We start from the raw sequence: 24,954 nt of genomic DNA on the forward strand, positions 1-24,954 counted from the left end.
GGCAAAAGCCGGGCCGGGGGAAGCGCACGGGCGGTTTCGTGACCGGCCGGCGCACCGGTTAGCCGCGCGGCCCGGCCCTGACCTCGACGCGCGCTTGCGCCAGGCGCCGATACAGCCTGCGGCGGCGCAGGATCGGCAGCCAGTCGTAGAGGAACATCTCGGCCGGGCGCCAGATCACGACCCAGCCGACGATGATGAAGCTCTCCTGAAAGATGCGGATGAAGGGACCTTCCCGCCCTTGCGTCAAAAGCCAGCTCATGAACAGGCAGAAGGCCAGCACCGCGAAGCCGATGGCGAAGGCCAGCCGCCCGTCGCGGAAAAGCTCGCGCAGCGCGCGTGTCTCGGCGCGCGCCTTGTCGGCGAACCAGTTCCGGATCGCGGTGGCGAGATCGGGAGCGGGCTTCCCGGCGGCATCTGGCTCCTGAAGATGGATCACGATCGCGATCGGCTCGTCCTTCGGCAGCTCGCCCGCCCATTCCACGATGTAGTCCTCGGCGTCGGCGGCGAGGTCTCCTTCGCGAAAGGGGAATGGATCGAGCGTGTTGAAGAGCTGGCTCGAGTCGCGCAGCTTCAGCGCGATCGTGGCCTTTCCCGTCTCATCGGACATATCGGACGCACCCTGGCGATGTGGGAAGGGCACTATTCAGGAAGGCCGAACCACCTGCAATCGCCGGCCCGGTTGCGGGCGGCGCGGCCGGTCGCTACATAGCGGCCAGATTTCCCGACATCCCTTTGTCGACAGCCCCGAAAACGGAATTCGCTCGTCTCATGTCCCGTCAGTTCATCTATCATATGCGCGGCCTGTCCAAGACCTATCCGGGCGGCAAGCAGGTCCTGAACAACATCCACCTCTCTTTCTACCCCGACGCCAAGATCGGCGTGCTCGGCGTCAACGGCGCCGGCAAGTCGACGCTGCTCAAGATCATGGCCGGCATGGACAAGGAATGGACCGGCGAGGCCTGGGTCGCTGACGGCGCGCGCGTCGGCTACCTGCCGCAGGAGCCGAAGCTCGACGAGAGCCTCAACGTTCGCGAGAACGTCATGCTCGGCGTAGCGCCGCAGAAGGCGGTGCTCGACCGCTACAACGAGCTCGCCATGAACTATTCGGACGAGACCGCCGACGAGATGACCAATCTCCAGGACGAGATCGAGGCCAAGGGGCTGTGGGACCTCGATTCCAAGGTCGACCAGGCGATGGACGCGCTGCGCTGCCCGCCGGACGACTGGGCCGTCGACAAGCTCTCGGGCGGCGAGCGCCGCCGCGTCGCGCTGTGCAAGCTGCTGCTGGAGCAGCCGGAACTCCTGCTGCTCGACGAGCCGACCAACCATCTCGATGCCGAGACCACCGCCTGGCTCGAAGGGCACCTGCGCACCTATCCGGGCGCGATCCTGATCGTCACCCACGACCGCTACTTCCTCGACAACGTCACGAGCTGGATCCTCGAGCTCGATCGCGGCCAGGGCATCCCCTATGAGGGCAACTACTCCTCCTGGTCGGTGCAGAAGCAGAAGCGCCTCGCCCAGGAGGGCCGCGAGGACGCCTCGCGCCAGAAGATGCTGGAGCGCGAGCAGGAATGGATCGCCGCCTCGCCCAAGGCGCGCCAGGCCAAGAGCAAGGCCCGCATCCAGCGCTATGACGAGCTGGTGCAGAAGGCCGCCAGCAAGGGGCCCGACACCGCCCAGATCATCATCCCGATCGCCGAGCGGCTGGGCAACAACGTCGTCGATTTCGAGAACCTGTCCAAGGGCTTCCAGGACAAGCTCCTGATCGACGATCTGTCGTTCAGGCTGCCGCCGGGCGGCATCGTCGGCGTGATCGGCCCCAACGGCGCCGGCAAGACCACGCTGTTCCGCATGATCACGGGCCAGGACAAGCCCGATTCCGGCACGATCACCATCGGCGAGAGCGTCCAGCTCGGCTATGTCGACCAGAGCCGCGATTCACTCGACGACAAGAAGAACGTCTGGGAGGAGATCTCCGGCGGCAACGACGTGCTCTATCTCGGCAAGCGCGAGATCAACTCCCGCGCCTATGCTTCAGCCTTCAACTTCAAGGGCGGCGACCAGCAGAAGAAGGTCGGCTCGCTCTCGGGCGGCGAGCGCAACCGTGTCCATCTCGCCAAGATGCTGAAGTCGGGCGCCAATGTCCTGCTCCTCGACGAGCCGACCAACGATCTCGACGTCGACACGCTCAGGGCGCTGGAAGAGGCGCTGGAGGATTATGCCGGCTGCGCCGTGATCATCAGCCACGACCGCTGGTTCCTCGACCGCATCGCGACCCATATCCTCGCCTTCGAGGGCGACAGCCATGTCGAGTGGTTCGAGGGCAATTTCGCCGATTACGAGGAAGACAAGAAGCGGCGGCTGGGCATCGACTCGACCATACCGAAGCGCATCCAGTACAAGAAGTTCTCGCGCTAAAGGATTGATTTCGGAATCGAAGCGGAAACCCTCGCCATTCCGGATTCGCGCCTGCGGCGCGCCCCGGAATGACGAGGGGGGTTGCGATCGCTCCCCGCCTTGCCGCTGCGCAAACGGCGACCCAAGGGTTCCGCTCACCGCCCCGTCCACTGACCGTATCGATCCCAAGCCATGAGCCAGACGGCCTCGCTCCCCCGCCCCAATCCCTCCGTCGGGAGCTATGCGGCGATGCTGCTGCTCGCGCTGATGTGGGGGCTTTCGATACCCGTCACCAAGCTCGGCCTCATCACCCTGCCGCCGCTGACGCTGACCGCGCTGCGCTACGCCGTCGCCGTGCCGCTGATGTTCGTCTTCGTCGTAGGCAGGCCGCGCTTGCCGTGGCGGGCTGTGCCGCGGCTCGCCGCGCTCGGCATCCTCGGTATCGGCATCGGGCAGGTGGCGCAGACCTTCGGCGTCGTCGCCACCGCGGCCTCGGTCGGCACCATCGTCTCCGCGACGATTCCGATCTTCGTCGTCGTCTTCGCCGCCTTGCGGCTGCGGCAGCGGGTGTCCGGGCTTCAGGCGCTCGGGCTTCTCGCCGCCTTCGCCGGCATCGCGCTGGTGGCCTCGGGGCGGGGCGAGGCCACGTCGGTCACTTCCCAGACCACGCTCGCCGGCGTGATCCTGATGCTGCTCTCCTCGGTCGCCGTCGCCTTCTACTATGTCTGGAGCGTCGAATTATGCGAGCGCCACGGCACCGTGGCCGTCGTGGCCTGGAGCACGCTGTTCGGCTTCGTCGCGCTCGTGCCCTGGGCCGGGTGGGAGATGTGGCACGTGCCCTTCACGGTGACGGCGGTCGGGCTGGGCGCGGGGATCTATCTCGGCGTCGTGGTGACGGTTGCCGGGCTCTTCCTGTGGCTCACGATCCTGCGCACGGTGCCCGCCCGGATCGCCGCCGGCATCCAGTATCTCCAGCCGGTCGTCGGCGTCGCCGCGGCCGCCGCGATGTTCGGCGACGCGCTGGGGCCGCTCTTCATCCTCGGCGTCGCTCTCGTGCTCGGGGGGCTTGCGCTCACCGTCGCGAACCGGCGCGGCGCTTGAGCGGCGGGCTCAGCCCGCCAACCGCTTCATCGCCCCGGCGCGGCCGCCGACGAGGATGCGCTCGTCGACCTGTCGGATGTCGCGCAGGCCGGTGAGCGCCATGGTGACGTCGAGCTCCTTGCGGATGATCTCGAGCGCGGCGGTGACGCCCCGCTCGCCCATGGCGCCGAGCCCGTAGAGGAAGGCGCGGCCGATGAAGGTGCCATGCGCCCCGAGCGCGATCGCCTTGAGCACGTCCTGGCCCGAGCGGATGCCGCTGTCGAACAGCACCTCGATGCGGTTGCCGACCTGATCGACGATGCCGGGCAGGGCCTCGATCGAGGACAAGGCGCCGTCGAGCTGACGCCCGCCATGGTTTGAGACGATCAGCGCGTCGGCGCCACTTTTCGCTGCCATTTCAGCATCTTCCGGGTCGAGGATGCCTTTCAGAATCAACTTGCCGCCCCACTGGTCCTTGATCCAGCGGATATCGTCCCAGTTCAGCTTCGGGTCGAACTGGCTCGCTGTCCAGTTGGAGAGCGAGGAGATGTCGGCGACGCCGGTGACATGGCCGACGATGTTGCCGAACTGCCGGCGCGGCGTGTCCAGCATCTTCAGGCACCAGCGCGGCTTGAAGGCGAGGTTGATCAGGTTGGCGAGCGTCGGCTTCGGCGGGGCGGAAAGGCCGTTGCGCAGGTCCTTGTGGCGCTGGCCGAGGATCTGGAGATCGAGCGTCAGCACGAGCGCCGAGCAGCCGGCAGCCTTCGCGCGCTGGATCAGCCGGGCGATGAAATCGCGGTCCTTCATCACATAGAGCTGGAACCAGAAGGGTGCGCTGGTGTGGTTGGCCACGTCCTCGATCGAGCAGATGCTCATGGTCGAGAGGGTGAAGGGGACGCCCGCCTTCGCCGCCGCCCGCGCCGCGAGGATCTCGCCGTCGGCGTGCTGCATGCCGGTCATGCCGGTGGGGGCGAGCGCGACCGGCATCGAGACCGGCTGTCCGATCATCGTCGTGGCGAGCGAGCGGTCGGTCATGTCGACGGCGACGCGCTGGCGCAGCTTGACCTTGGCGAAATCGGCCTCGTTGGCGCGGTAGGTGCCCTCCGTCCAGGCGCCGGAATCGGCGTAGTCGTAGAACATGCGCGGGACGCGGCGCCTGGCCATGAGGCGCAGGTCTTCGATGGTCAGGGGCTGGGCCATGTCTCGTCTCGCCGTTCGCTTCCGATGGGCTGCCCCGGCTGATTCGCATGATGCCGGGCGAGGTGCAACCGCAACGACAAAAGCGCGGGCCATGCCGAGCCTTTCATCTCGACAAGGACCGGTTTTCGGTCAATCCTTCCCTGTCGGCATAGGCGCCATGCGCCCGGTGCCGGCGAGGCTTTGGCTTCGAGGGATGTGACGATGGCGACCGGAACCGTCAAATGGTTCAATACTGAGAAGGGGTTCGGCTTCATTCAGCCGGCGGAGGGCGGCAAGGATGTGTTCGTTCACATCACCGCCGTGAAGGAAGCCGGCATGATGACGCTGACGGAAGGGCAGAAGGTTTCGTTCGAGCTGAAGACCGAGCGCGGCAAGACCGCCGCGGGCGATCTGAAACTGCTCTGAAGCTGCCCTGCCGCGGTTGAGTTGCGCCTGCCGCGCGCGGTCCAGGCGGGGCAGGCGCGCGCGCCGAAAACGAAAGACCGGGCCGGCGCTCCCGCCGCATGTCCGGATGGTTCTCTTCGTCCTGCAACAGGCGCCGAATGCCCCGTCCAGGTCTGACCGAGCGGGATTTTTCGGATTTGGGCATCCGGCGACGCGCGGAGTCTGGAATTCCACTTCCCGGTCCGGTCTCCAGCGGCGTTCACAGTCGACGGCTGCGTGCCGATGTCGATGATGTCGAGCACAGGGACGGGGACATGCTCGGAGTCGTTCTTCGCCGCCGTCATTTCGGAGCGCGGCGTAGACCCGGGATCCACGCCTGAACCTCTGCCGGAAGTGCTCCGGCATGGATCCCGGAGGTGCCGCTTCGCGGCTCCTCCGGGATGACGCAGGACAGGGACAACGCTCCGGCGGCTCGTCGTTCCGTGTGCCCGTCCTGTTTTCCGCACGACAATCCGCTTGCACGAACGATTTATTCGATATAAAGATATCTTTATATCTTTCTTCATGCGGCAGAGGGCGAGGCGCGTGCGGCAGCCGACGACATTGTCTTCCGATGTGCTTCTGGCGTCGTTGAGGGCCGCCGGCGAGGAGACGCGGCTGCGCATTCTCGCCCTGCTGTCCGAGGGCGAGCTTTCGGTCTCCGATCTCACCGACATCCTCGGCCAGTCGCAGCCGCGTATCTCGCGCCATCTCAAGCTTTTGACCGAGGCCGGGCTTGTCAGGCGTTCGCGCGAGGGCGCCTGGGCCTTCTTCCGCCTCGACGAGACGGGGCCGGGCGGGGCCTTCGCGGCTTCGCTCGCCGCCTGGCTCGATCGCGGCGACCCCGTGCTCGCGGCTGATCGCGAGCGGCTCGCCGCCGTCAGGGCGACGCGGGCCGAAGCGGCGCAGAGCTATTTCGCCAGCGTCGCGCGCGACTGGGACCGGCTGCGCGGCCTGCATGTGCCCGACCATGCCGTGGAGGCTGCTGTCGAGGACGCCGTCGGCGAGGGCTCGCCCGGCGCCATGCTCGACCTCGGCACCGGCACCGGGCGGATGCTGGAGAAGATCGCGCCGAAATTCGGCCGCGCCGTCGGCGTCGACGCCAACCATGCGATGCTGGCGGTGGCGCGGGCCAATCTGGAGCAGGCGGGGCTGTCGCGCGTCGAGCTTCGGCAGGGCGACATCTATGCGCTGCCCTTCGCGCGCGGCTCCTTCGACCTCGTCGTGATCCATCAGGTGCTGCATTTCCTCGACGATCCCGGCCGGGCCGTGCGCGAGGCAGCGGCGATGCTGGCGCCAGGCGGGCGGCTGGTCGTCGTCGATTTCGCCCCGCACGAGATGGAATTCCTGCGCAGCGAGCATGCCCATCGCCGGCTCGGCTTCTCGCGCCAGCAGATCGCCGGCTGGTTCGCCGAAGCCGGACTCGCCTGCGACCTCGCGCGCGAGATCACGCTCGCCGATGGCGGCTCCGGCCAGCTGCCGGTGATGCTCTGGCGCGGGCGTGACCGGCGTATCCAGGCCGATCCGCCGGTGCGTGCCGTCAATCTCGAGGTTGCCTGATGAACGCTTTCCGCCCCAGCCGGCACGGCTCGCGCCGCCCGCGCGTCTCCTTCGAGTTCTTCCCGCCGAAGAGCGAGGAGATGGAGGCCGCTTTGTGGGAGAGCGTGCGCCGGCTCGAGCCGCTCGGCCCCAGCTTCGTCTCGGTGACCTACGGCGCCGGCGGCTCGACCCGCGAGCGCACCCACGCCACCGTCAAGCGCATGGTCGAGGAGACGGGCCTGAAGCCGGCCGCGCATCTCACCTGCGTCTCGGCCTCGAAGGCCGAGGTCGACGCGGTGATCCGCGCCTATTGGGAGGCGGGCGTGCGCCATGTCGTGGCGCTGCGCGGCGATCCGGCCGGCGGTATCGGCACGGCCTATGAGGCGCATCCGGAAGGCTACGGCCAGACCTGCGACCTCGTCGCCGGGCTGAAGCGCATCGGCGATTTCGAGGTGACCGTCTCGGCCTATCCGGAGAAGCACCCGGAAGCCGCCTCGCTCGATGCCGATATCGAGGCGCTGAAGAAGAAGGTCGATGCCGGCGCGAGCCGGGCGATCACCCAGTTCTTCTTCGATAACGATGTCTATTTCCGCTATCTCGACAAGGTCCGCGCGGCGGGCATCGAAATCCCGATCCTGCCCGGCGTGGTGCCGGTGCAGAACTTCAGGCAGACCGCGGGCTTCGCCCGCAAGACCGGGGCGAGCGTGCCGCAATGGCTCACCGACCGCTTCGAGGGGCTGGAGGACGATCCGGCGACCCGCCGGCTGGTGGCGGCCGCCGTCTGCGCCGAGCAGGTGCTCGACCTGATCGATCGCGGCGCGACCGACCTGCATTTCTACACGATGAACAAGGCCGACCTCGTCTACGCCATCTGCCATCTCGTGGGCCTGAAGCCCGAGAAGCCGGCGGCGCAGGCGGTGGCGGCGGAGTAAAGCCCGATGTCCGACTACCAGCCCGCCCCCGTCGACGGCGCCGAGATCGAGCGCTCGCTGCGTGAAACCGCGCGTGAGCGCATCCTCGTGCTCGACGGCGCGATGGGGACGCAGATCCAGAACCTGAAGCTCTCCGAAGCGGATTTCCGCGGCGAGCGCTTCAAAGGCTTCAACCACGATCTCAAGGGCAACAACGACATCATCGCGCTGACGCAAGCCGAGGCGCTGCGCGACATCCACCTCGCCTATTTCCGGGCGGGTGCCGATATCGTCGAGACCAACAGCTTCTCCGGCACCTCGATCGCCCAGGCCGATTACGGCATGGAGGCCTATGTCCACGAGCTGAACGTCGCCTGCGCCCGTATCGCCCGCGAGGCGGCGGCGATCGCCGAGAGCGAGGATGGGCGGCGCCGCTATGTCGCCGGCGCGATCGGCCCGACCAACCGCACGCTCTCGATCTCGCCCGATGTCAACAATCCGGGCTTCCGCGCCGTGACCTTCGATCAGGTGCGCGACGCCTATGCCGAGCAGGTGAGGGGGCTGATCGAGGGTGGCTCGGAATTGCTGCTGATCGAGACGATCTTCGACACGCTGAACGCCAAGGCCGCGATCGTCGCGATCGAGCAGGTCTTTCGCGAGAAAGCCTTGCGCCTGCCGGTCATGATCTCCGGCACGATCACCGATCTCTCCGGCCGCACGCTCTCAGGCCAGACGGTCGAGGCGTTCTGGAACGCGGTGCGCCATGCCGCGCCCTTGACCATCGGCCTCAACTGCGCGCTCGGCGCACGCGAGATGCGGGCGCATATCAAGGACATGGCGCGCATCGCCGACACGCTGGTCTGCGCCTATCCGAATGCCGGCCTGCCCAACGAATTCGGCCTCTATGACGAACGGCCGGAAGCCACCGCGAAGATGCTGGCCGAGTTCGCGGATTCAGGTTTCGTCAACGTCGTCGGCGGCTGCTGCGGCACGACGCCCGAGCATATCGCGGCGATCGCGCAGGCGGTGGCCGGCAAGGCGCCGCGCCAGATTCCGGAAGTGAAGCCCTGGCTCAGGCTCGCGGGGCTCGAACCCTTCACGCTCGACGAGACCATTCCCTTCGTGAACGTCGGCGAGCGCACCAACGTCACCGGCTCGGCCAAGTTCAGGAAGCTGATCACGGCCGGCGACTATGCCGCAGCCCTCGACGTGGCGCGCGAGCAGGTCGCCAACGGCGCGCAGGTGATCGACATCAACATGGACGAGGGCCTGCTCGATTCCGAGAAGGCGATGACCGAGTTCTGCAACCTGATCGCCTCGGAGCCGGATATCAGCCGCGTCCCGATCATGGTGGACTCCTCGAAGTTCCATGTGATCGAGGCCGGCTTGAAGACCATCCAGGGCAAGCCGATCGTCAATTCGATCTCGATGAAGGAAGGCGAGGAGGCTTTCCTCGAACAGGCGCGCATCTGCCGGCAATACGGCGCGGCGGTGGTCGTGATGGCCTTCGACGAGACGGGCCAGGCCGACACCTTCCAGCGCAAGATCGAGATCTGCACCCGCGCCTACAAGCTGCTGACCGAAAACCTCGCCTTCCCGCCGCAGGACATCATCTTCGATCCGAACATCTTCGCCGTGGCGACGGGCATCGAGGAGCACGACAACTACGGCAACGACTTCATCGAGGCGACCAAGGCGATCCGCGAGAGCCTGCCGCACGCCCATATCTCGGGCGGCGTCTCGAATTTGTCCTTCTCCTTCCGCGGCAACGAGAAGGTGCGCGAGGCGATGCACTCCGTGTTCCTCTACCACGCCATCAAGGCGGGGATGGACATGGGCATCGTCAATGCCGGCCAGCTCGGCTCCTACGACGATCTCGATCCGGAGTTGCGCGAGCTCTGCGAGGACGTCGTCCTCAACCGCCGCAAGGATTCGACCGAGCGCCTGCTGGAGGCCGCGCCGCGTTTCAAGGGCGATGGCGTTGCGGCCAGCAACGGCAAGGACATGGCCTGGCGCGAACTGCCGGTCGAGAAGCGGCTGGAGCATGCGCTCGTCGCCGGCATCACCGAGTTCATCGAGGCCGACACGGAAGAGGCGCGGCTGAACGCCGAGAAGCCGCTGCACGTCATCGAGGGGCCGCTGATGGCCGGGATGAACGTGGTCGGCGACCTGTTCGGCTCGGGCAAGATGTTCCTGCCGCAGGTGGTGAAATCCGCCCGCGTGATGAAGCAGGCTGTCGCCTATCTCATGCCCTTCATGGAGGAGGAGAAGCGCTTGAACGGCGGCGAGGGCGGGCGCGCCGCCGCCGGCAAGGTGCTGATGGCGACGGTGAAGGGCGATGTCCACGATATCGGCAAGAACATCGTCGGCGTCGTGCTCCAGTGCAACAATTACGAGGTGATCGACCTCGGCGTGATGGTGCCGACCCAGAAGATCCTCGAAACCGCGCGCAAGGAGAATGTCGACATCATCGGGCTGTCGGGCCTGATCACCCCCTCGCTCGACGAGATGGTCACGGTCGCTTCCGAGATGGAGCGCGAGGGCTTCGATATCCCGCTGCTGATCGGCGGGGCGACGACGAGCCGCGTCCACACGGCCGTGAAGATCCACCCGGCCTACAATGCCGGGCAGGCGGTGCACGTCAACGACGCCTCGCGTGCGGTGGGCGTGGTATCGAGCCTGCTCTCGCAGGAACAGAAGCCGGGCTATGTGGAGGGCATCAAGGCCGAATATGCGCGGGTGGCCGAGGCCCATCGCCGCTCGGAGGCCGAGAAGCAGCGCCTGCCGCTGGCCAAGGCTCGCGCCAATGCGTTCAAGACGGATTGGGCGAGCTACGCCCCGCCGAAGCCGAGCTTCCTCGGCACGCGCACCTTCCGCACCTACGACATCGCCGATCTCGTGCCGGTGCTCGACTGGACGCCGTTCTTCCAGACCTGGGAGCTGAGGGGCCGCTTCCCGGCGATCCTGGAGGACGAGAAGCAGGGCGAGGCGGCGCGCGCGCTCTGGGACGACGCGCAGTCGATGCTGAAGCGCATCGTCGAGGAGCGCTGGTTCAACCCGAAGGGCGTGATCGGCTTCTGGCCGGCGAACGCGGTCGGCGACGACATCCGCCTCTATACCGGCGAGAGCCGGAAGGAGACGCTCGCGACCTTCCACGGGCTACGCCAGCAGCTGACGCGGCGGGACGGCAAGCCCAATCTCTGCCTCTCCGATTTCGTCGCGCCGGAGGGCGTCGCGCCCGACTATATCGGCGCCTTCGCGGTCTCGTCCGGGGCGGAGGAGGAGCGCATCTCCGAGAAGTTCGCGCGCGACAACGACGATTACCGCTCGATCATGGTCAAGGCGCTGGCCGACCGCTTCGCCGAAGCCTTCGCCGAGCGCATGCACCAGCTCGTGCGCAAGGAGTTCTGGGGCTATGCGCCGGACGAGGCTTTCACCAACGAGGAGCTGATCCGCGAGGAATATCGCGGCATCCGCCCGGCGCCGGGCTATCCGGCCCAGCCCGACCATACCGAGAAGGCGACGCTGTTCCGCCTGCTCGAAGCCGAGCGGCGCGTCGGGGTGAAGCTGACCGAGAGCTATGCGATGTGGCCGGGCTCATCGGTCTCCGGGCTCTATCTCTCGCATCCGGAGTCGTATTATTTCGGCGTCGCCAAGGTCGAGCGCGACCAGGTCGAGGATTATGCCCGGCGCAAGGGCATGGGTGTAGCGGAGGTCGAGCGCTGGCTCGCGCCGATCCTCAACTACGACACCGCCGCCTATCGGCTGGAGGCGGCGGAGTAGCCGGGTTTCCTTTGGGCGCCGTCGGGGTTATGGCCGCAGCACGATTTTGCAAGGAGCGGTCATGGCCGGCGACAGCGACGATTACGTCTATGACGAGGCGACGGGCGAGTGGCGCCCGGCTTCGGAGGTCGCCGCCGCCGCGGCTGCCGCGGCGCGCTTCGAGGTGCGGGATTCTGCCGGCAACGTCCTCGCGGACGGTGATTCCGTCGTGCTGATCAAGGACCTCAAGGTCAAGGGCGCCGGCCAGACCCTGAAGCAGGGCACGGTGATCCGCTCGATCCGGCTGACCGACGATCCGCAGGAGATCGACTGCCGCCACGATGCGATCAAGGGGCTCGTGCTGCGCACCGAATTCGTGCGCAAGCGCTGATCCTCCTCAGGCGGTGCGCGCGTCCTGCGTCGCCGCCAGCAGGTCGCGCAGCGTCGTGATCGTCGAGGCATCGGCGACGCCGTCGACGATCTGCGGGCGCCAGTGGCGCTGGAAGGCGGCGACGACCGCTTCGGTCTTCTCGTCGAAGATGCCGTCGACCGCGATGCCGTAGCCCAGCATGGCGAACATCGCCTGCAGCGCCTCGACCGGCTGGCCGCTCTCGCCGCGGGCGAGGAAGCGCCCGCCGCGGATCGGCGCCGGCTCGCTCCACAGGCCGACGCCGCCCTCGGCAAAGCGCCGCCAGGGGAATTTCTCGCCGGGGTCGATCTTGCGGCCGGGCGCGACGTCGGAATGGGCGAGCACGCGTTCGGGCGGAATCGACCAGCGCGCGCAGATGTCGCGGCAGAGGTTTAGCGTCGCCCTGATCTGCTCTTCGGGGAAATCGGGCAGGGCGCCGGGGTGGCCGGGATTGGCGATCTCGATGCCGATCGAGCAGGAGTTGATATCGCTCTCGCCGGCCCAGTGCGCGGCACCGGCATGCCAGGCGCGCCGCGCTTCCGGCACGAGCTGGAGCGTGTGGCCGTTCTCGAAGACGAAATAATGCGAGGAGACCTGCGAGACCGGGTTGCACAGCCATTGCAGCGCCTCGCCCGCGACCGGCATGCCGGTGTAGTGCAGGATCAGCATGTCCGGCCGGCGTCCGGGCGTCCCATCCGCATGCTTGCGCTCGCCATGGTTCGGCGAGGGGAAGACCTTGCTGGCGAAGCGGCTGTCGGGGGTGGCGGTGTCGGTCATGGGCTCAGGCCGGCTCGGGCGCGAGGCCGCGCTCGCGCTCGATCGCGTCCCAGGCGGCGTTGATGGCCGCAAGGCGGCGTGTCGCGATGGCGACCGCCTCCTCGGGCAGGCCGCGGGCGATCTCGCGGTCGGGATGGGTCTCGGCGACGAGGCGCCGGTATGCCCGCTTCAGCACGGCGTCGTCCATGTCGCGGCTCAAGCCCAGCACGAGATAGGGGTCCTCCGGCCGGCGGGCGTGGCGCGCCTCGATCCGGGCGAAATCCTTGGCCCCGATGCCGAAGATGCCGGCAACCGCCATCAGATAGGCATGCTCCGCCTCGTGGATCGCGCCATCGGCGGCGGCGATCAGGAAAAGCCCGTCGAGCACGTCTTCCAGCAGGGCGGGCTCGTCCTTGAAGGCGGCGGCGATCTGCGCGGCATAGGCCTCGAAGCCGGCGCTGGTCTGCCGGGCGAGGTCGAACAGGCGTTCAATGCGCTCGCGCTCCTCGGGCGGAACCACGACGATGCGGCGGAAGGCGGCGACCTCCTCGCTGGTCACGACGCCGTCCGAGCGCGCCATCTTGGCGGCGAGCGCGACGAGGCCCGTGGTGAAGACGAGCTCGCGCGGCGCCGGGCCGAAGGGCGCGCCCTCGCGATCGACCAGGACATGGCCGGCGAGCGCGCCCACGAGCGCGCCCAGCGGCCCGCCGAGCATGAGCCCGAGCCCGCCGCCGCCGAGCGCGCCCCAGAAAGAGGAAGCCATCACAAAAGCCGATCCGGTTAAATCCGCTCCGCGGATGATGGGAGAAGGGGACAACGCCGCGCAAGAGCGCCCGGTGCGACGGCCTGCCGCGCTTGAAAAAGCGTTTCCGGCCGAGATTGCGGCGGAAATGCGGCAGGGCCGGGGCCTGCTTGATTCGCATCCGGCGGCTGGAAGCCGGCGAAGTTTTTCAGCGTGACGAATACATATGGATACTGGATCGTTAAATATAGAATAAATTCCTGTTGGCGGCTATTGTTGTATGTTTTCCGGTCGAACGTGCCGGATTATCGACACATTCGACCATCAATTGACCCTGCCCATCGGCCAGTCATGGCTCAACAGGGTTCAGTTCGACATGCGATATATCTGTGGCGGTCTCGTGGGCGCGTGCCTGATTAGCCTCTCCGGGGTGGCCCTGGCCGAGGATCTCGTCAACGCGGAAACGGACCCCAGAGCGCTCGTCGTTCGCGATGCCGAGATCGCCCGCGCCAAGGCCGGCGGGGCCGAGGGCGAGGAGGCGCCGCACGCCGAGGCGCCGGTGGCGGCGCCCGCGGCCAAGGCCGAGCCGCGCGCGAGCCGCGCCCTGGCTGCTCCGGCCGGCTCCGAGGGCATCCGGGCGATCGTCGCGCGCCATGCCGCCGCCAACGGCGTGCCGTTCTCGCTCGCCGACGCCGTCATCCGCGTCGAGAGCCGCTATAATCCGCGTGCTGCGCACGCCGGCAATTACGGGTTGATGCAGATCCGCCACCAGACGGCGCGCGGCATGGGCTATACCGGCGGCGCCGGCGGGCTGCTCGATGCCGAGACCAATGCCCGCTACGGCATGAAATATCTGGCCCTGGCCTACAAGCTCGCCGGCGGCGACACCTGTCGCACGATCATGAAGTACCAGAGCGGCCACATGGCGACCCGGATGAGCGGCGCCAATCGCGTCTACTGTGCCAAGGTGCGCACGATCAGCGCGCGCAACTGATCCATGCTTTTATCTTACGCATTTTCTTCACGCGAACCGGTATCCACTTCGCTCGAAAATGCTCTCGGTGCGCTTGACGCCGGGCGCGCCAGCGCGCATCTCCCTCCTCGCCAGTCGGCCGGACGGCCGCTCTCGCTCGCGAGGGAGGAAAGTCCGGGCTCCACGGAAACACGGTGCCGGATAACGTCCGGCGGGGGCGACCCCAGGGAAAGCGCCACAGAGATCGAACCGCCGCGGGCTTTCAGCGCGCGGTAAGGGTGAAAAGGTGCGGTAAGAGCGCACCGCGGACCCGGCAACGGGGACGGCATGGCAAGCCCCACCGGGAGCAAAACCGAATAGGGACGATGCTCTCCGCGCAAGCGGGGAGGGGCGAGTTTTCGAGCCTTGTCGTCCGGGTTGGTTGCTCGAGGCGCGCAGCGATGCGCGTCCCAGAGGAATGGCCGTCACGTTGCCGGAGAAATTCGGCAGCCATCCAGAACCCGGCTTACAGGCCGACTGGCGCTTGATGCTCGTAATTCTACTCCGGCGGGCATCTGAAGCGATCACCTGCGCTTCCGGTGCTCACGGACCGATGTCCGCTGCGCTCCGGTTCTCGGCGACCGCTCCAGCTACCGCGCCGGAGCGAATTTCCGAGCATCAGGCACCCTGCCCGGTCGTGATCCAAAAGCCCTCAACGGGCTGTCAGGCCACCGTCGTCTCGACCGGGATGTTGCCCTTCGTCGCGTGCGAATAGGGGCAGACGACATGGGCCTTCTTCACCAGATCCTCGGCCACGGCCTTGTCGAGGCCCGGCAGCGAGACGGTCAGCTTCGCGGTGATGCCGAAGCCCTGGCCGTCGTCGCGCGGGCCGATGCCGATATCGGCCGAGACCTTGGCGTCGTCGGGGATCGTCACCTTCTCCTTGCCGGCGGCGAATTTGAGCGCGCCGAGGAAGCAGGCCGAATAGCCCATCGCGAAAAGCTGCTCGGGATTGGCGCCGTCGCCGCCGCCCCCGCCGAGCTCCTTGGGCGTGTTCAGCACGAGCTCGACATTGCCGGTATCGGTCCTCGCCTTGCCTTCGCGGCCGCCGGTCGCGGAACCGTGGGCGGTGTAGAGGGTCTTCATGATCGGTCTCCTTGCTGAAACGCGCCGCCGGTCCAAATTCCGCCGGGCGGCGCACTCTACGACAGGCGGCGCGCCCGGCCGGAAATTTTTCGCAAGCCGGGCGTCTCGCACCGCCGGGCGCCCGGCCGGCCGATGCCGAATTGCGCGTGCTTACGGATACTTAACCTTAACGGGATGTGATGCGGAAGAGTTCCCGCGGAGGCGTTGTCACGCCTGCGATTCCATTGACGCCCATAATCGCCCATGCTATCCCAAATCATCCCGTCGAAGCCGGCAGGCAAACCCAGGGTCAGGCTCCGTGTGCCGCGCGGAAACTGGCGTGCGGGCGTGCCTTGCCCGCCTCGACGGGAAGTCCTTTTGCCGCTTTCCCCTCTGCGCGGCGGCGCCTTGAAGATCAGGCCGGGAGGCGGCGTTGACGGACCGCTTCGTCTCGAACTTCACCAACCGGCTCGACGCCAAGGGGCGCGTCTCGATTCCCTCGGGCTTCCGCGCGGTGCTGGCGAAGGACGGCTACGAGGGGCTTTATGTCCATCAGGCGCTCGACCTGCCGGCGCTCGATGCCGGCGGCAATGCGCTGAGGGCGACGATCGACGACATCCTGGCGCGCTTCTCGCCGTTCTCGGACGAGTGGGAGCTGCTCTCGACGGCGCTGAACGGCACCTCGGAGGTGCTGAAGGTCGACCCCGAGGGGCGGATGGTGCTGAGCGAGGCGCTGAAGGCGCATGCCGGCATCGGCGACACCGTGACCTTCGTCGGCCATGGCCACAAATTCCAGATCTGGGAGCCGGAGCGGTTCCGCGCCCATCTCGACGCGGCCCGCAGCCGCCTGCGCGACGTGAAGCGCGCACTCGGCGGATTGACGGCGCCGGCGGCGGGTGCCGGCCCATGACGGACCAGGGCGGAGCGGCTCGTCATGTGCCCGTGCTGCTTGCCGAGGTGATCGCCGCGCTCGCGCCGCGGGCGGGCGGGCGCTATCTCGACGGCACCTTCGGAGCCGGCGGCTATGCCCGCGCGATCCTCGAGGCCGCGCCCGGCGCGATCCTGCTCGGGCTCGACCGCGATCCCTCCGCGATCGCCGGCGGGGCCGATCTCGTAGCAGCGATGGAAGGGCGGCTCACCCTGTCGCAGGCCAATTTCGGCGAGCTGGCGGAGGAGGCGGAGCGCTTCAGGATGGTTCCGCTCGACGGCGTCGTGCTCGATATCGGCGTCTCTTCCATGCAGATCGATCAGGCGGAGCGCGGCTTTTCCTTCCGCTTCGACGGGCCGCTCGACATGCGCATGAGCGGCAGCGGGCAGAGCGCCGCCGACCTCGTCAACGAGGCCGAGGAGGGGCTCCTCGCCAATATCTTCTACCACTATGGCGAGGAGCGCCGCTCGCGCGCCGTGGCGCGGGCCGTGATCGAGGCGCGCCGCAAGGCGCCGATCGCGACGACGAAGCAGCTCGCCGATCTCGTCGCCGGCATCGTGCGGGGCGAGCCCGGCGGGGCGCATCCGGCGACGCGCGTCTTCCAGGCGCTGCGCATCGCGGTCAACGACGAGCTGGGTGAATTGGTCAGGGCGCTGCACGCGGCCGAAGCCGTGCTGAAGCCGGGCGGGCGGCTCGTCGTGGTGACCTTCCATTCGCTGGAGGACCGCATCGTCAAGCAGTTCCTCTCCGAGCGTTCCGGCCGGGTGCCGGCGGGCTCGCGCCATGCCCCGGCGGTCGCGGCCGCGCGGCCGACCTTCAGGCTCATCGAGAAGGGTGCGGTTACGCCGTCGGAGGCCGAGATGCGGGCCAATCCGCGGGCGCGCTCGGCCAAGCTGCGCGCCGCCGAGCGCAACGAGGCGCCGGCGCGCCGGGCCGAGGCCGGGCTCGTCGCACTCTCCACCGTTCCCGATCCGCAGCCGCGCCGGAGACCCTGAGCGTGATCAAGCTCCTGCATGTCATCGCCATCGGCGCGCTGGTCTCCTCGGCGGTCTATGCCTATTCGATCAAATACGAGACGACGCTGGCGACCGAGCATCTCCAGAAGCTCAAGGCCAAGACCCAGCGCGAGCGCGACGCGATCCAGGTGCTCAAGGCCGAGTGGCAGTTCCTCAACCGGCCCGACCGGGTGCAGATGCTGGCCGAGCGCCATCTCGACCTCCAGCCCTTCGTGGTGACGCAGGTGGTCAAGCCCTCCGACATCCCCAACCGCGGACCGAAGGTCGATGCCATCGGCCGCAAGCTCGAGGATCTCGGCCTCGGCCTGCCGACCGAGACGCCGCGGGAGCGCAAGGCGAGCGCGACGACGCCGGGAGCCACGCCATGAGCCAGTCGACGGAGCGGGAGCCGCAGGCCGAGGCGGCCGCAGGAAGCCCTCGGCGCGGGCGTCTGGCCTGGCTTGGCGACGTCTTCCGCATGAGCGGGGAGAAGAGCGAGCCGCGCGTCGGCCTCGTCATCCTGTGCTTCTCGGCGCTGTTCCTCGCCATCACCGGGCGGCTGGTCTATCTCGGCGTCGCGCCGAACGAGCAGGTGGGCCTGCGCCGCGCCACCTCCAACGCGATCTCCGCCGCAAGGCCCGACATCGTCGACCGCAACGGCGAGGTGATGGCGACCGATATCCGCACCGTCTCGGTCTTCGCCGAGCCGCGCCGCATCCTCGACAAGGACGAGGCGACCGAGCTCCTGACCGCCGTGCTGCCGGACCTCGACGCCAAGGAGCTGCGCGACAAGCTCGGCACCAAGAAGGGCTTCGTCTGGGTCAAGCGCGAGATCACCCCGCGCCAGCAGGCCGAGGTGCACCGGCTCGGCATCCCCGGCGTCGGCTTCGTGCCGGAGAACAAGCGCGTCTATCCCAACGGCACCGCCGCCGCGCATGTGCTGGGCTTCGCCAATATCGACAATGTCGGCATCGCCGGCATCGAGAAATACATCGACTCGCAAGGGTTGCAGGACCTGAACGGCGCGGGGCTGGCGACGGAAGCCTCCGACCTGAAGCCGGTCAAGCTCTCGATCGACCTGCGCGTCCAGCACCTGCTGCGCGACGAACTCGCCAAGGGCATCGAACGCTTCAAGGCGATCGCCGCGGCCGGCGCGATCTTGGACGTGAATACGGGCGAGGTGATCGCGCTGGTCTCGCTGCCCGATTTCGATCCCGGCAACCCGATCGACGCGCAGGAGGACGACCGGATCAACCGGATGAATGTCGGCGTCTACGAGATGGGCTCGACCTTCAAGGCGCTGACCATCGCGATGGCGCTCGATTCCGGCAAGGTCAACATCAATTCGAGCTTCTCGACCGCCGGCGGCATGATGCGGTTCGGCCGGCAGGTCATCAAGGAGTACCACGGCACGGGCCGCACGCTGACCGTGCCCGAGGTCTTCCTGCATTCGTCTAACATGGGCTCGATCAAGATGGCGCTGGCCGTCGGCGTCGAGGGTCACAAGGCGTTCCTCAGGAAGATGATGCAGCTCGACCGGATGACGACGGAGCTGCCGGAAAGCGCCGCCCCGATCGTCCCGCAGCGCTGGGGCGAGATCAACACCGCGACCATTGCCTTCGGCCACGGCCTTGCGGTTGCCCCGATCCAGGCGCTGGCGGCGGTGGCCGCGCTGGTCAATGGCGGCTACCTGATGAAGCCGACCTTCCTGAAGCGCACCGAGGAGGAGGCGCGCAAGGTCGCGACGCGCGTCATCAAGCCCGAGACCTCCGAGGCGATGCGCTTCATCATGCGGCTCAACGGCGAGAAGGGCTCGGCCCGCAAGGCCAATATCGAAGGCTATTTCGTCGGCGGCAAGACCGGCACGGCCGAGAAGGTCATCAAGGGCCGCTACGCCAAGAACAGGAACTTCACGACCTTCACGGCGATTGCACCCTCCGACAAGCCGAAATACCTGTTCCTGGCGATCTATGACGAGCCGAAGGGCTATGCCGAGAGCGGCGGCTATTCGACCGCGGCCTGGAATGCCGGCGTCACCACGGGCAAGGTGATCGAGCGCGCCGCGCCGATCCTGGGCCTCACGCCGCGCTTCGAGCCGCCGCCGTCGCCGTTCCCGCTGATGGCGCGGCTCGGCGCCTGGGGTTCGCGGTAGCGCAGTCTATAACGGTGGCCATGACGATGACCGGATACAGCCTCGGAGACCTCTTCCCCGAGATGTTCGAGGCCGAGGCCGCCAGCCAGCCGGTGCACGGCGTCGCCTTCGACAGCCGCAAGGTGACGGGGGACGACGTCTTCGTCGCGCTCGCGGGCGCCAAGGCGGACGGCGCGCGCTTCATCATGGACGCGGTCGGACATGGCGCCGTCGCGATCGTCTCGGGCGGTCCGCGCCCGGCCGAGCTGCCGGCCGGCGTCGCCTTCGCGCAGGTCGAGGATCCGCGGCTCGCGCTGGCGCTGGCGGCGGCGAAGCTGCATCCGCGCCAGCCTGAGACCATCGTCGCGGTGACTGGCACGAGCGGCAAATCCTCGGTGGCCGATTTCACCCGGCAGATCTTCCAGAAGCTCGGCCGTGAAGCGGCGAGCGTCGGCACGATCGGCGTGGTGACGGGCAAGGGCGCCGATTACGGCTCGCTGACCACGCCCGACCCGCTCTCGCTGCACGAAACGCTCGACAGACTGGCCGGGGAGGGCATCACGCATCTCGCCATGGAGGCTTCCTCGCACGGGCTCGACCAGCGCCGCCTCGACGGGGTGCGGTTGAAGGCCGGCGCCTTCCTCAATCTCGGGCGCGATCATCTCGATTATCATCCGACCGTCGCGGACTATCTCGCCGCGAAGTTGAGGCTCTGGGAGCTGCTGCCGGATGGCGCTCCGGTGGTGATCAACCGTGACGAGCCCTATGCGCGGGAGGCGGCCGAGGCCGCGGTCGCGAAGGGACATCCGATCATCGGCATCGGCCGCAAGGGCGAGACGCTCCGGCTCATCGCCAACGAGCGCGACGGCTTCTCGCAGCGCCTGACGGTCGGCTTCGACGGGCGCGAGCTGTCGGTGGCCTTGCCGCTGGTCGGCGATTTCATGGCCGGCAACGCGATGGTCGCCGCCGGGCTCGCCATCGCCACCGGCGAAGACAAGGTGGGGTCGCTCGAGGCGATTGCCGGTCTGACGGGCGTCGCCGGACGGCTGGAGCGCGTCGGCGAGGCGAATGGCGGGCTCGTCGTCGTCGATTATGCCCATAAGCCCGATGCGCTCGCGGCGGTGCTTGCGACCTTGCGGCCCTATGCGACCGGGCGGCTGATCTGCGTCTTCGGCTGCGGCGGCGATCGCGACAAGGGCAAGCGCCCGCTGATGGGGGCGATCGCGGCCGAGAAGGCCGACATCGCCATCGTCACCGACGACAATCCGCGCAGCGAAAACCCGGCGACGATCCGGGCCGCGATCCTGGCCGCCTCGCCGAGGCTTGCCGAGATCGGCGACCGCGAGGAGGCGATCCGCGCCGCGGTCGGGATGTTGAAGCCCGGGGATCTTCTGGTGGTGGCCGGAAAAGGCCATGAAACCGGCCAGATCATCGGCGAGCGCACGCTGCCCTTCTCGGATCACGACGTGGTTCGCAAGGCGCTATCGGAGATCACGAGATGAACGCGCCCCTCTGGAGCGGAGACAGGCTGATCGCCGCGCTCGGCGCGCGCCCCGAAGGCGCCGTGCCGGCGGCCGTGACCGGAGCCTCGATCGATACCCGTACGCTTCAAGCGGGCGACGCCTTCTTCGCGATCAAGGGCGAGGCGCGCGACGGGCACGACTTCGTCAAAGGGGCGCTGGAGAAGGGGGCGGCGCTCGCCGTGGTGGACGCGGCGCATGCGGCGGAATTTGGAGGCACAGGCGCGCTCGCCGTGGTGCCGGACGTGCTGAAGGCGATGGAGCAGGCGGGCACAGCGCGCCGCGCCGAGCTGAAGGCCGGGGTCGTCGCCGTCACCGGCTCGGTCGGCAAGACCGGCACCAAGGAGGCGCTGCGCCTCGTCTTGTCCGGGCAGGGCAAGACCCATGCGCCGGTCGCCTCCTACAACAACCATTGGGGCGTGCCGCTGACGCTGGTGCGCACCCCCGCCGACGTCGTCTATGGCGTCTACGAGATCGGCATGAACAGCCCCGGCGAGATCGCGCCGCTGGCGCGGATGGTGCGCCCTGAGGTCGCCATCGTCACCACGGTCCAGCCGGTGCATCTGGCCGCCTTCGCCTCGCTCGAAGGCATCGCCGAGGAGAAGGCCGGGGTCTATCGGGAGCTCGAGAAGGGCGGCACGGCGATCGTCAATGCCGACATCCCGCAATCCAGGCTGCTCAGCGATATCGCCAAGTCCGGTCCGGCCGGGCGTATCGTCACCTTCGGCGAGAACCCGGAGGCGGATGTGAGGCTCATCTCCTGCGCCCTGAAGCCCGAGATGTCGACGGTCGAGGCCAGCGTGTTCGGCGAGCCGGTCGCCTATCGGATCGGCAGCCCGGGCAAGCATATCGTGCTGAATTCGCTCGCCGTACTCGCCGCCGTGAAGGCGCTGGGCGCGGATCTGGCGCTGGCGGCGCTCAAGCTCGGCGATCTTACGCCCCCGGCCGGGCGCGGGGCGCGGCAGGTGCTGGAGGTGCCGGGCGGGCGGATCACGCTCATCGACGAGAGCTATAACGGCAACCCCGCCTCGATGCGCGCCGCGATCGAGAATCTCGGCCGGCTGCCGGTCGAGGGCAGAGGCCGGCGCATCGCCGTCATCGGCGACATGCTGGAGCTCGGGCCGACCGGCGGCGCGCTGCATCGCGGGCTCACGGAGGCGCTCGTCGCCAACGGCATCGACAAGGTCTTCGCCTGCGGCCCGCTGATGAAAGAGCTCTATGAGAGCTTGCCTTCGGCCATGCGGGGGGCTTATGCCGCAACCGCGAGCGAATTGGAGCCGCTCGTGCTCGATGCGATCCGCGCCGGCGACACCGTCACGGTCAAGGGTTCGCTCGGCACGCGGATGGGTCCGATCGTCAAGGCGATCGTCGCGCGCTTGTCCGCCGTGCCCGCCCAAGACTGAGAACCCGCAGCATGCTCGCCTGGCTCGCCGAACTCTCCGGCACCTTCCCGGTGCTGAACGTCTTCCGCTACATCACCTTCCGGGCCGGCGGGGCGACGGCGACCGCGCTGCTCTTCGTCTTCTTCTTCGGACCCTCGGCGATCTCCTGGCTCAGGATCAAGCAGGGCAAGGGCCAGCCGATCCGCAGCGACGGCCCCGAATCGCATCTCGCCAAGCGCGGCACGCCGACCATGGGCGGGCTGATGATCCTGACCGGGCTGTTCGTCGCCGTGCTGCTCTGGGGCAATTTGCGCAATCCTTACGTCTGGATCGTGCTCGGCGTCACCGCGGCCTATGGCGCGATCGGCTTCTATGACGACTATCTCAAGGTGACGAAGCAGTCGCATAAGGGCTTCTCGGGCAAGGCGCGCATCGCGATCGAGGTCGTGGTCGCGCTCGTCGCCTGCTATTTCATCATGCAGACGCAGCCGCCGGCGATCGGCTCGGGCTTCGCCATGCCTTTCCTCAAGGAAGCGATCATCCCGCTCGGCATCCTGTTCCCGCTGGTCGCGGCCTTCGTCGTCGTCGGCGCCGGCAACTCCGTGAACCTGACCGACGGGCTCGACGGGCTCGCCATCGTGCCGGTGATGATCGCGGCCGGCACCTTCGGCTTCATCTCCTATCTCGTCGGCAACGCGATCTTCGCCAACTACCTCCAGATCCACCACGTTCCCGGCGCGGGCGAGCTCGCGGTGATCTGCGGGGCGGTGATCGGGGCGGGCCTCGGCTTCCTCTGGTTCAACGCGCCGCCGGCCCAGATCTTCATGGGCGATACCGGCTCGCTGGGCTTAGGGGGGCTGCTCGGCACCATCGCGGTCGCGACCAAGCACGAGATCGTGCTCGCCATCGTCGGCGGCCTCTTCGTGGTCGAGGCGCTCTCGGTCATCATCCAGGTCTTCGTGTTCAAGCGCACGGGCAAGCGCGTCTTCCTGATGGCGCCGATCCACCATCATTTCGAGAAGCTGGGCTGGACCGAGCCGCAGGTGGTGATCCGCTTCTGGATCATCTCCGTCGTGCTGGCGCTGGTCGGCCTCGCCACGCTGAAGCTGCGCTGATCCAAGTGAGGGCATGATGTCCCCCGAAAACCGGTTCCCACTTTTTGGCATCATGCCGCGATGACGCCCGTCACCGTCTTCGCCGGGCGCAAGGTCGCCCTGTTCGGCCTCGGCGGCTCGGGGCTCGCGACCGCGCGCGCGCTGAAGGCCGGCGGGGCCGAGGTCGCCGCCTGGGACGACAGCGAGAAGAGCCGGGAGAAGGCGGCTGCCGAAGGGATCGCCGTCGTCGATCTGGCCAAGGCCGACTGGTCGGGCTTTTCCGCCTTCGTGCTCTCGCCCGGCGTGCCTTTGACCCATCCGGAACCGCACTGGACGGTCGGCAAGGCGAAAGCCGCGGGCGTCGAGGTCATCGGCGACATCGAATTGTTCTTCCGCGAGCGGGGAAGAATCGCGCCCGGCTCGCCCGTCGTCTGCATCACCGGCACCAACGGCAAGTCGACGACGACGGCGCTGATCGCGCATGTGCTCAGGGAAGCCGGCCGCGACGTGCAGATGGGCGGCAATATCGGCACCGCCGTGCTGGCGCTGGAGCCGCCGGCTCGGAGCCGCATCCATGTCGTCGAGTGCTCGAGCTACCAGATCGACCTTTCGCCCTCGCTTGCCCCCAGCGTCGGCATCCAGATGAACCTGACGCCGGACCATCTCGACCGGCACGGCTCCTTCGCGAACTACGCGGAGATCAAGGAGCGGCTGGTCACGGCGGCCGATATCGCGATCGTCGGCGTCGACGACGAGCCCTCGAAGCAGATGGCGCGCCGCCGCGCCGCCGGCGGCCGTCCGCTGGTCAGGATCAGCGGCGAGCAGCCGCTCGACGAAGGCGTCTTCGCCGGCGTCACCGCCAATCAGGGCAGGCTCGACACCCGCATCGTCGAAGTGAAGGACGGCATGCCGCGCGTCGTCGCCAATCTCGCCGGCATCGGTTCCTTGCGCGGTTCGCACAACGCGCAGAACGCGGCGGCGGCCTTCGCCGCCTGTTCGGCGCTCGGCCTCAGCGCCGACGAGATCGCGGCGGGCTTCAGGACCTATCCGGGGCTGGCGCACCGGATGGAGGAACTAGGCCGGATCGGCCGGGTCGTCTTCATCAACGATTCCAAGGCGACCAACGCCGATTCCACCGAGAAGGCGCTGACCTCCTTCCACGGCATCTTCTGGATCCTCGGCGGCAAGGCCAAGGACGGCGGCATCGAGAGCTTGCGCCGCTATTTCCCGAACATCGCCAAGGCCTATCTGATCGGCGCGGCGAGCGATCTCTTCGCCGCGACCTTCGACGAGGACGGGCGCGTGGCCTACGAGCGCTGCGTCACGCTCGACAAGGCGGTGGCGGATGCGACGCGCGACGCGCTGGCGGCGCCGGGCGAGGGCGAGATCGCGGTCCTGCTCTCGCCGGCCTGCGCCTCCTTCGACCAGTTCCCGAATTTCGAGGTCAGGGGCGACGCCTTCCGCAAGCTCGTCGCGGCGCTGCCGGGGTTCGTCGCGTTCGGGGCGCGCGGCGGTTGAAACCCGCCGCATCGGAATCAATCGGTTAACCATTCATTGACAGAGTGATTCGTCACGAGGCGCGGCGCTTGCCCGCGCCGTTGCCGA

At 67.9% G+C, this 24,954-nt stretch carries 21 protein-coding genes and 1 other RNA gene; 17 read left to right on the plus strand and 5 right to left on the minus strand.

Going from position 1 to position 24,954, the window contains the following annotated elements:
- Nucleotides 1-58 precede the first annotated feature (58 nt).
- The gene (locus tag M9917_RS12825; RefSeq protein WP_297254230.1) at nt 59-607 is read right to left on the minus strand and encodes a hypothetical protein; all 549 of its coding nucleotides are present in this window, start codon (nt 605-607) and stop codon (nt 59-61) included.
- Between the two features lie 161 nt (nt 608-768).
- Between M9917_RS12825 and ettA the strand changes: the two genes are divergently transcribed.
- Entirely contained in the window at nt 769-2,421 is a 1,653-nt protein-coding gene (ettA, locus tag M9917_RS12830) for an energy-dependent translational throttle protein EttA (RefSeq protein ID WP_297254232.1), read from the plus strand.
- Between the two features lie 171 nt (nt 2,422-2,592).
- A complete protein-coding gene (locus M9917_RS12835; RefSeq protein WP_297254233.1) occupies nt 2,593-3,501 on the plus strand; it encodes a DMT family transporter in 909 nt (302 codons plus the stop codon).
- Between the two features lie 9 nt (nt 3,502-3,510).
- On the opposite strand, the gene M9917_RS12840 is transcribed toward M9917_RS12835, so the two are convergent.
- Nucleotides 3,511-4,680, minus strand: a complete 1,170-nt coding sequence (locus M9917_RS12840; RefSeq protein WP_297254235.1) for an alpha-hydroxy acid oxidase — start codon at nt 4,678-4,680, stop codon at nt 3,511-3,513.
- A gap of 201 nt (nt 4,681-4,881) precedes the next feature.
- Between M9917_RS12840 and M9917_RS12845 the strand changes: the two genes are divergently transcribed.
- From M9917_RS12845 to M9917_RS12865, 5 genes are all read left to right on the plus strand, one after another.
- Nucleotides 4,882-5,085: a cold-shock protein gene (locus M9917_RS12845; RefSeq protein ID WP_297254863.1), complete on the plus strand. Its 204-nt coding sequence runs from the start codon at nt 4,882-4,884 to the stop codon at nt 5,083-5,085.
- Between the two features lie 543 nt (nt 5,086-5,628).
- Nucleotides 5,629-6,663: an ArsR/SmtB family transcription factor gene (locus tag M9917_RS12850; RefSeq protein ID WP_465246354.1), complete on the plus strand. Its 1,035-nt coding sequence runs from the start codon at nt 5,629-5,631 to the stop codon at nt 6,661-6,663.
- Nucleotides 6,663-7,574, plus strand: a complete 912-nt coding sequence (metF, locus tag M9917_RS12855) for a methylenetetrahydrofolate reductase [NAD(P)H] (RefSeq protein WP_297254238.1) — start codon at nt 6,663-6,665, stop codon at nt 7,572-7,574. The genes M9917_RS12850 and metF overlap by 1 nt, the downstream gene beginning before the upstream one ends.
- Before the next feature lie 6 nt (nt 7,575-7,580).
- On the plus strand, nt 7,581-11,336 hold the full coding sequence (gene metH / locus M9917_RS12860) for a methionine synthase (RefSeq protein WP_297254240.1): 3,756 nt from the start codon (nt 7,581-7,583) through the stop codon (nt 11,334-11,336).
- A gap of 61 nt (nt 11,337-11,397) precedes the next feature.
- Nucleotides 11,398-11,706 carry an alkylphosphonate utilization protein gene (locus M9917_RS12865; protein ID WP_297254242.1) on the plus strand — a complete coding sequence of 103 codons (309 nt, stop codon included), beginning with the start codon at nt 11,398-11,400 and terminating at the stop codon, nt 11,704-11,706.
- A gap of 6 nt (nt 11,707-11,712) precedes the next feature.
- Here M9917_RS12865 and M9917_RS12870 read toward each other — a convergent pair whose 3' ends face one another.
- Nucleotides 11,713-12,501 carry a peptidoglycan recognition protein family protein gene (locus M9917_RS12870; protein ID WP_297254244.1) on the minus strand — a complete coding sequence of 263 codons (789 nt, stop codon included), beginning with the start codon at nt 12,499-12,501 and terminating at the stop codon, nt 11,713-11,715.
- A gap of 4 nt (nt 12,502-12,505) precedes the next feature.
- The gene (locus tag M9917_RS12875) at nt 12,506-13,243 is read right to left on the minus strand and encodes a TerB family tellurite resistance protein (protein WP_297254246.1); all 738 of its coding nucleotides are present in this window, start codon (nt 13,241-13,243) and stop codon (nt 12,506-12,508) included.
- A gap of 355 nt (nt 13,244-13,598) precedes the next feature.
- On the opposite strand from M9917_RS12875, the gene M9917_RS12880 reads away from it, so the two are divergent.
- Together M9917_RS12880 and rnpB are read left to right on the plus strand one after the other, a co-directional pair.
- The gene (locus M9917_RS12880) at nt 13,599-14,216 is read left to right on the plus strand and encodes a lytic transglycosylase domain-containing protein (protein ID WP_297254248.1); all 618 of its coding nucleotides are present in this window, start codon (nt 13,599-13,601) and stop codon (nt 14,214-14,216) included.
- A gap of 110 nt (nt 14,217-14,326) precedes the next feature.
- Nucleotides 14,327-14,719, plus strand: an RNA gene (gene rnpB, locus M9917_RS12885) — RNase P RNA component class A.
- A gap of 178 nt (nt 14,720-14,897) precedes the next feature.
- On the opposite strand, the gene M9917_RS12890 is transcribed toward rnpB, so the two are convergent.
- Nucleotides 14,898-15,320: an organic hydroperoxide resistance protein gene (locus M9917_RS12890; protein WP_297254250.1), complete on the minus strand. Its 423-nt coding sequence runs from the start codon at nt 15,318-15,320 to the stop codon at nt 14,898-14,900.
- Between the two features lie 412 nt (nt 15,321-15,732).
- On the opposite strand from M9917_RS12890, the gene M9917_RS12895 reads away from it, so the two are divergent.
- Genes M9917_RS12895 through murD form a run of 8 tightly spaced genes read left to right on the plus strand, consistent with a single transcriptional unit; the run spans nt 15,733 to nt 24,867 of the window.
- Entirely contained in the window at nt 15,733-16,209 is a 477-nt protein-coding gene (locus tag M9917_RS12895) for a division/cell wall cluster transcriptional repressor MraZ (RefSeq protein ID WP_297254252.1), read from the plus strand.
- Nucleotides 16,206-17,222, plus strand: a complete 1,017-nt coding sequence (gene rsmH / locus M9917_RS12900) for a 16S rRNA (cytosine(1402)-N(4))-methyltransferase RsmH (RefSeq protein ID WP_297254254.1) — start codon at nt 16,206-16,208, stop codon at nt 17,220-17,222. Before M9917_RS12895 ends, rsmH begins: the two co-directional genes overlap by 4 nt.
- Nucleotides 17,223-17,224: 2 nt before the next feature.
- A complete protein-coding gene (ftsL, locus tag M9917_RS12905; RefSeq protein WP_297254255.1) occupies nt 17,225-17,611 on the plus strand; it encodes a cell division protein FtsL in 387 nt (128 codons plus the stop codon).
- Nucleotides 17,608-19,374, plus strand: coding sequence for a peptidoglycan D,D-transpeptidase FtsI family protein (locus M9917_RS12910; RefSeq protein ID WP_297254257.1), 1,767 nt, complete (start codon nt 17,608-17,610; stop codon nt 19,372-19,374). The genes ftsL and M9917_RS12910 overlap by 4 nt, the downstream gene beginning before the upstream one ends.
- A 26-nt stretch (nt 19,375-19,400) precedes the next feature.
- A complete protein-coding gene (locus M9917_RS12915; RefSeq protein WP_297254865.1) occupies nt 19,401-20,855 on the plus strand; it encodes a UDP-N-acetylmuramoyl-L-alanyl-D-glutamate--2,6-diaminopimelate ligase in 1,455 nt (484 codons plus the stop codon).
- Entirely contained in the window at nt 20,852-22,276 is a 1,425-nt protein-coding gene (locus tag M9917_RS12920) for a UDP-N-acetylmuramoylalanyl-D-glutamyl-2,6-diaminopimelate--D-alanyl-D-alanine ligase (RefSeq protein WP_297254259.1), read from the plus strand. Before M9917_RS12915 ends, M9917_RS12920 begins: the two co-directional genes overlap by 4 nt.
- Before the next feature lie 11 nt (nt 22,277-22,287).
- The gene (mraY, locus tag M9917_RS12925) at nt 22,288-23,370 is read left to right on the plus strand and encodes a phospho-N-acetylmuramoyl-pentapeptide-transferase (protein WP_297254261.1); all 1,083 of its coding nucleotides are present in this window, start codon (nt 22,288-22,290) and stop codon (nt 23,368-23,370) included.
- 60 nt (nt 23,371-23,430) lie between these two features.
- Complete coding sequence (gene murD / locus M9917_RS12930) at nt 23,431-24,867, plus strand: UDP-N-acetylmuramoyl-L-alanine--D-glutamate ligase (RefSeq protein WP_297254263.1); 1,437 nt, start codon at nt 23,431-23,433, stop codon at nt 24,865-24,867.
- Nucleotides 24,868-24,954: the final 87 nt, after the last annotated feature.

This window comes from Bosea sp. (in: a-proteobacteria), from assembly GCF_023953965.1.
Lineage (GTDB): Bacteria > Pseudomonadota > Alphaproteobacteria > Rhizobiales > Beijerinckiaceae > Allobosea.

Bases quoted from the DNA above. Each gene is read 5' to 3' on its own strand.
- metF (WP_297254238.1), top strand. From the start codon at position 6,663: ATGAACGCTTTCCGCCCCAGCCGGCACGGCTCGCGCCGCCCGCGCGTC.
- M9917_RS12890 (WP_297254250.1), bottom strand. From the start codon at position 15,320: ATGAAGACCCTCTACACCGCCCACGGTTCCGCGACCGGCGGCCGCGAA.
- M9917_RS12835 (WP_297254233.1), top strand. From the start codon at position 2,593: ATGAGCCAGACGGCCTCGCTCCCCCGCCCCAATCCCTCCGTCGGGAGC.
- M9917_RS12910 (WP_297254257.1), top strand. From the start codon at position 17,608: ATGAGCCAGTCGACGGAGCGGGAGCCGCAGGCCGAGGCGGCCGCAGGA.
- metH (WP_297254240.1), top strand. From the start codon at position 7,581: ATGTCCGACTACCAGCCCGCCCCCGTCGACGGCGCCGAGATCGAGCGC.
- murD (WP_297254263.1), top strand. From the start codon at position 23,431: ATGACGCCCGTCACCGTCTTCGCCGGGCGCAAGGTCGCCCTGTTCGGC.
- M9917_RS12875 (WP_297254246.1), bottom strand. From the start codon at position 13,243: ATGGCTTCCTCTTTCTGGGGCGCGCTCGGCGGCGGCGGGCTCGGGCTC.
- mraY (WP_297254261.1), top strand. From the start codon at position 22,288: ATGCTCGCCTGGCTCGCCGAACTCTCCGGCACCTTCCCGGTGCTGAAC.
- rsmH (WP_297254254.1), top strand. From the start codon at position 16,206: ATGACGGACCAGGGCGGAGCGGCTCGTCATGTGCCCGTGCTGCTTGCC.
- M9917_RS12865 (WP_297254242.1), top strand. From the start codon at position 11,398: ATGGCCGGCGACAGCGACGATTACGTCTATGACGAGGCGACGGGCGAG.
- M9917_RS12870 (WP_297254244.1), bottom strand. From the start codon at position 12,501: ATGACCGACACCGCCACCCCCGACAGCCGCTTCGCCAGCAAGGTCTTC.
- M9917_RS12920 (WP_297254259.1), top strand. From the start codon at position 20,852: ATGAACGCGCCCCTCTGGAGCGGAGACAGGCTGATCGCCGCGCTCGGC.
- M9917_RS12825 (WP_297254230.1), bottom strand. From the start codon at position 607: ATGTCCGATGAGACGGGAAAGGCCACGATCGCGCTGAAGCTGCGCGAC.
- M9917_RS12845 (WP_297254863.1), top strand. From the start codon at position 4,882: ATGGCGACCGGAACCGTCAAATGGTTCAATACTGAGAAGGGGTTCGGC.
- M9917_RS12850 (WP_465246354.1), top strand. From the start codon at position 5,629: ATGCGGCAGAGGGCGAGGCGCGTGCGGCAGCCGACGACATTGTCTTCC.
- M9917_RS12840 (WP_297254235.1), bottom strand. From the start codon at position 4,680: ATGGCCCAGCCCCTGACCATCGAAGACCTGCGCCTCATGGCCAGGCGC.
- M9917_RS12880 (WP_297254248.1), top strand. From the start codon at position 13,599: ATGCGATATATCTGTGGCGGTCTCGTGGGCGCGTGCCTGATTAGCCTC.
- M9917_RS12915 (WP_297254865.1), top strand. From the start codon at position 19,401: ATGACCGGATACAGCCTCGGAGACCTCTTCCCCGAGATGTTCGAGGCC.
- ettA (WP_297254232.1), top strand. From the start codon at position 769: ATGTCCCGTCAGTTCATCTATCATATGCGCGGCCTGTCCAAGACCTAT.